Source organism: Oleiphilus sp. HI0132 (assembly GCF_001635845.1).
In genome coordinates this window covers 1-5,304 of record NZ_LWGJ01001073.1, presented here as the reverse complement: position 1 = coordinate 5,304, position 5,304 = coordinate 1, and the positions used below count along the sequence as shown (strand labels likewise).

The following is a 5,304-nucleotide window of genomic DNA, read 5'->3' as shown; positions in this document are numbered from 1 at the left end:
AACAGCTCATGTCGAAGTCGGCACCACAATCCAAAGCGTCTTTGAGTTACTTGAAGCCAATGTTCACATGAGTTCCATTGCGGTAGTAGAGAATGAGAAAGTAAAAGGCATTATCTTTCGCACTCCCTTTATGAACAAGTATTCCAAGCGACAGAGACGAGAAGTCGTTCAAGCCAAGTGTATCTCAAGCGAAATGAGCTCAGACTTCCTGCATGTTGACGCTCATCAGCGCATAGAGCAAGTCAGCCGCCTGGTCACATCTCGCGCGCAATTAGATGCAGAGCATGACTTTATTATCTCTAATGAGCAGCATTTTCTTGGGATCGGAACGGTCATCGACCTATTACGCAAGGTCACTCAGTTGCGCGTCAAACCAGATCACCAGGAAAACATCCTGACCATGCTCCCGGGGAACACCCCTATCGGGAATTGCGTCATGGAACTTCTGGATAAAGATACTCCCTTCTCAATCGCGCTTCTCGATTTGGCAAACTTTAAACCCTTCAACAATCATTACAGCCACAACCGGGGTGATGAAGTACTGATCATGTTTGCCGAGATTCTAAGAAAGCAACTTAAACAAGGCGCTAGCTTTGCCGGGCATATCGGTGGGGATGATTTTGTACTGATTATGCCTCAGGATGAGTGGCAAGAATTACTCCGCTCCGTTTTCACTGAGTTCAACCACAAAGTACTTAAATTCTATTCGGATAACGACATCAAACAAGGTGGTATCGAAAGCACCGACCGAAATGGTCATATGCGCCTATTCGATTTTGTATCTCTCTCGGCAGGTGTCATGACCGTTAAAGAAGAATATTTCGACTCCTTCCAAAGCTTGCTGACTCAGCTTATACAACTAAAACAGCGCACAAAGAGACAACTTGGTACCTGCTTGGCCCATTTGAATGACGCTCAAATCAAGCTCTATTCTTATGATGAAAGCGGCTTTGTCGATGAAGGTGTGAGCGATTAACTTAGATATTGTCACCCAAGCAGCATAGGCGTGAACTATGCTCAAGTAGGCTACATAGAAAGTTAAACAATTTAAAGCAGGTAACATTATGGCGAGTATCGACAAACCGGCTCCACGAGAAAACTCTCACACGATAAGCGATAACCCCAGTATCAACATTTTACCTTGTGAGACAATGCCCTACGCCACAGTCTCCCCTGAAGGCTCCCTTGAAATCCTTTCTGCCTATGAAGTAAAACAATTAGTCGAGTTATCGAGAACCAAGGTCTATGAATTGTTTAAGCGCTGTGCTTTAGCGGTCTTAAATACCGGCAGCACCGTCGATGATACCAATGAAATCATCGAGCGCTATAAAGATTTCAGTATCAAATTTATACGCCAGTCTCGTGGTATCAAGCTGCTGATTGAAAATGCGCCTGGCTCAGCCTTTGTTGATGGCAAGATGATTCGCGGTATTCGGGAACAACTTTTTTCAGTATTAAGAGATGTGCTCTACGTTCAAAACCAACTGCTTGACCCTCAGCATTTTGACTTTGAACACTCCAAGGGCATCACTGATGCAGTCTTTCATATTCTTAGAAATGCCAACTTGCTGCGCAAAGGCGCCCAAGCACCGCTTATAGTCTGCTGGGGTGGCCACTCTATCAATCGATGCGAATATGAATTTACCAAAGAGGTGGGCTACCAACTAGGCCTTCGCGAAGCAAACATTATTACCGGCTGTGGCCCCGGCGCAATGAAGGGGCCCATGAAAGGTGCCACAATAGGCCACGCCAAACAGCATTTTGAAGAGCGGCGCTATATAGGCATTACAGAGCCAGGAATTATCGCAGCCGAGTCTCCAAACCCTATCGTCAATGAACTAGTTATACTCCCAGACATCGAAAAACGCCTGGAAGCCTTTGTGCGCTGTGGTCACGGGGTTATCGTATTTCCTGGCGGTGTTGGTACGGCAGAGGAAATTCTCTATATTTTGGGCATTCTACTTCACCCCAAAAACGCTAAGACCCCCTTCCCTTTAGTCTTTGCCGCCGGAAAAGAAAGCGAAGCCTATTTCAAGATGATTGACGATTTTATTGGCCAAACTCTTGGCGAAGAAGCACAAGAGAAATATCAAATTATTACTGACAATCCCGGTGCTGTCGCTCAGCATATGGTGCAAACCTGTCATAAGGTCTTTAAACATCGCCGCTCCCGAAAAGATGCTTATTTTTTCAACTGGCAACTTCATATCGACCATCAGTTTCAAAAAACTTTCGAGCCCACTCATCCCAACATGGCAAACCTAGACCTGTCCAAAAATCAGGAGCCTCACATTCTTGCCGCAAACTTACGCAAAGCTTTTTCAGGAATTGTTGCCGGTAATGTCAAGGAGCAAGGTTTGAAAGCAATTGCAGAGCATGGTTCATTCAAGATCACTGGAGATTTGGAAATTATAGAGCCATTGGATAAGCTCTTGCGCACGTTCGTCGACCAGCGCCGAATGAAGCTGGGTGATAAGGAATACAAACCTTGTTATGAGGTTGTCTCATGAGATGATAGGGAAACCTCCTTAGTTAGAATTCAGCTAGAGATGGAACACTTCGCTGACAAGTACTAGAATGTGCCACTTATTAAGGCCCGTATTCGATAAACAGGGGCCTTGCTGCTTTCCAACATCAGGACAATTATTTTGAGCGACTCTGCTTTTTCTTCCCAAGCCCTAAAAAAAGAACTTTTAGACAATCTGGATTCATTAGGCTATCAAGCCATGACACCGATTCAAATGCAGAGCCTGCCCCTGATTATTGAGGGAAAAGATGTCATCGCGCAAGGTCAAACGGGCTCAGGAAAGACTGCCGCATTTGGGCTTGGGCTACTCAATAAGCTAGACGTAAAACGTTTCAGAATTCAATCTTTGGTGCTCTGCCCTACTCGTGAGCTGGCCGATCAAGTCGCCAAAGAAATTCGCAAACTTGCCCGCGCTATTCACAATATAAAAGTTCTCACCTTATGTGGCGGCATGCCTTTTGGCCCTCAAGTTGGTTCTTTAGAGCACGGCGCACATATCATCGTCGGTACTCCTGGCCGGGTTGAAGAACACGTTAGAAAAGGTAACCTGAAGCTCAACAATGTTGACACGCTGGTATTGGACGAAGCTGATAGAATGCTAGACATGGGCTTTCAGGAGGCCTTGGATACTATCATTGAAGATATACCAGAAGAGCGCCAAACTCTGCTGTTAAGCGCAACCTATCCAAAACAGATTCAATCGATCGCAGCGCAATATCTCACCGATCCGGTCATGGTAAAGGTTGAGTCAACACATAGTGACAGCAGTATTGAGCAACACTTCTATGAACTCCCAGATCAAGATGAGCGAATTGATGCAGTTCATCGTATTCTCATGCAGTATCAACCACCATCAACGGTGATTTTCTGCAATACCAAACGAGAAACCCAAGACCTGGCAGATGCCTTACATGATAGAAACTTCAGCGCCATTGCGATACATGGTGATATGGAACAGCGCGATCGAGACCAAACTCTTGTTAGATTCTCTAATCAAAGCGCCTCAATTCTGGTCGCAACGGATGTCGCGGCCCGCGGTCTCGATATTAAAGATCTAGATGCTGTCATAAACTTTCACATAGCACGCGACTCCGAAGTCCATGTTCATCGCGTTGGCAGAACAGGCCGTGCAGGTAGTAAGGGTTTGGCATTTACACTCTACGCAGAAAAAGAACGCTATCGCATAGATAGATTAGAACAGTACCTGAACAAAGAAATAGTGGCAGAAGCACTTCCTTCAGCAGACGTCCTTGCCAAAAAGCCTTTTTACCCACCAATGAAAACAATTCAAATTGACGGTGGAAAGAAACAGAAAGTCAGACCTGGCGACATATTGGGCGCACTGACAGGCGACAAGACGATAGAAGCAACATCGATAGGCAAGATTAATATCTTTGACTTCTCAGCCTATGTTGCGGTTGAACACAAAGTTAGTCGCAAAGCGCTTGAGAAAATTTCAAAAGGAAAACTAAAAGGTCGAAACTTTAGGGCTCGCTTTATTTAAGGCATTGGGATCAGTGTATAAAACATTTTACACTGATCCCAATTCGTTATAATCGCTAGTGCTTACGTCCGAACCTGTATAAACCTAGTAAGGGGAACAAACTAAAAAACAGTGATGAAGGCTCATTCACTTCTATTGAATCAACTGGCCAGTCTCTATATAACAACCACCCTGTACCTTCGTATGAATCTACAAAACGATTAGCGTTATCGATACGATCGAACTCAGATTTCTTCTCGACTGTCTTTAAGGCCCTATCTTGGCGAGTCATAATGTATCCAGCCCAATCAGGTTTATGAGACTCAAAAAAGACTAGGTCAGTACCACTTCCAGTTGTAAAGGTATCGCCAACTAACTCGTGATAGTCTCGCGTTACATCTCTATCTGTCCAACACCCTTCACTCGAGTAGGCAGTACAAGTGGTCGCCCTATAAGCAGGCAATAGTGCTTCGATAAACAGCTGGGCATCAAGCGAATTGGCAATAGACCAACCTTGGTAAGCACCTTGAGTCAACGCACGCGTTTCTTCCAAAGTATTACCAGTCAGTTCATCCCAGCGTAGCCAATCCCGGTTGTTTCGGCTATCAGAAATAATGCTAGCATTAACATCTGCGTCATAGCTTAGCGAGCCAATAGTCATCGACATCACCAAACCCGACTGGCTCAGCAGAGCAGCCAATATAACGAAGATAAAGAAAGTGTTCGGCACTTTAGTTTGCTTGTTCTTTTGAGACATTAAGATCTTCATATTCTTATTTTCGTATTATTAAAATCCACCACGTCTGGCAAGTGAACTTTCGTGCCACAGGTGGAGGAAAATTCAGCTTGTTATGTGGCAGGCTTGAACAAGGGAGAACGCAGAACAGCAAACTGTTTTTGATAGAAAAAACCGTCTTCCTTAGACTAAAGTTTTACTAATTGAGTTTTAAGAGTCATCCTTTTCAGAAGAGAGTATATCATTCACGCATTTAGCATACGGAGCAATTATGTGACGCGAGTCTTATTCCTTCCACTTAGCCCATGGGTCAGCAGCACCTGAAGAAGGCTTACTCGGCTTCTTAGCGCCTGATTCTTCGTTGTCGCTATTAGGCTTATCTCTTGTCTTTTCAGATCCAGATTTAGTGTAGGGCGAAGCGGTAAACTTCCTGTTTCTCGAAAAGCTATCACCACTACCTCGCCTTTCTGCAGCTTTTCGCTCTCGTTTTTCCCTAAGTTCCTCAGCATCTTCAAGGCTTAGTTCTGCCGGTTCACCAGGAGTTTGTCCGTCAGGAAT

The 5,304-nt window shown here is 44.8% G+C and carries 4 protein-coding genes and 1 pseudogene; 3 read left to right on the top strand and 2 right to left on the bottom strand.

Annotation, left to right across the window (positions count from 1 at the left end; all coding sequences use genetic code 11):
• The 3 genes from A3766_RS13635 to dbpA form a co-directional block, all read left to right on the top strand.
• Nucleotides 1-976 (top strand): GGDEF domain-containing protein (locus A3766_RS13635; RefSeq protein ID WP_156508900.1); only part of this gene is annotated, 976 nt, incomplete at its 5' end.
• Between the two features lie 88 nt (nucleotides 977-1,064).
• Nucleotides 1,065-2,510 (top strand): nucleotide 5'-monophosphate nucleosidase PpnN, encoded by a 1,446-nt coding sequence (gene ppnN / locus A3766_RS13630; protein WP_369808630.1) that lies wholly within the window; start codon nucleotides 1,065-1,067, stop codon nucleotides 2,508-2,510.
• A gap of 138 nt (nucleotides 2,511-2,648) precedes the next feature.
• Nucleotides 2,649-4,031, top strand: coding sequence for an ATP-dependent RNA helicase DbpA (gene dbpA, locus A3766_RS13625; RefSeq protein WP_068554281.1), 1,383 nt, complete (start codon nucleotides 2,649-2,651; stop codon nucleotides 4,029-4,031).
• Between the two features lie 55 nt (nucleotides 4,032-4,086).
• Here the strand turns inward: dbpA and A3766_RS13620 are convergent, their stop codons facing one another.
• Together A3766_RS13620 and A3766_RS31130 are read right to left on the bottom strand one after the other, a co-directional pair.
• Entirely contained in the window at nucleotides 4,087-4,767 is a 681-nt protein-coding gene (locus A3766_RS13620; protein WP_068554282.1) for a hypothetical protein, read from the bottom strand.
• Between the two features lie 264 nt (nucleotides 4,768-5,031).
• Nucleotides 5,032-5,304: pseudogene (locus tag A3766_RS31130) on the bottom strand (hypothetical protein); the annotation flags it as partial.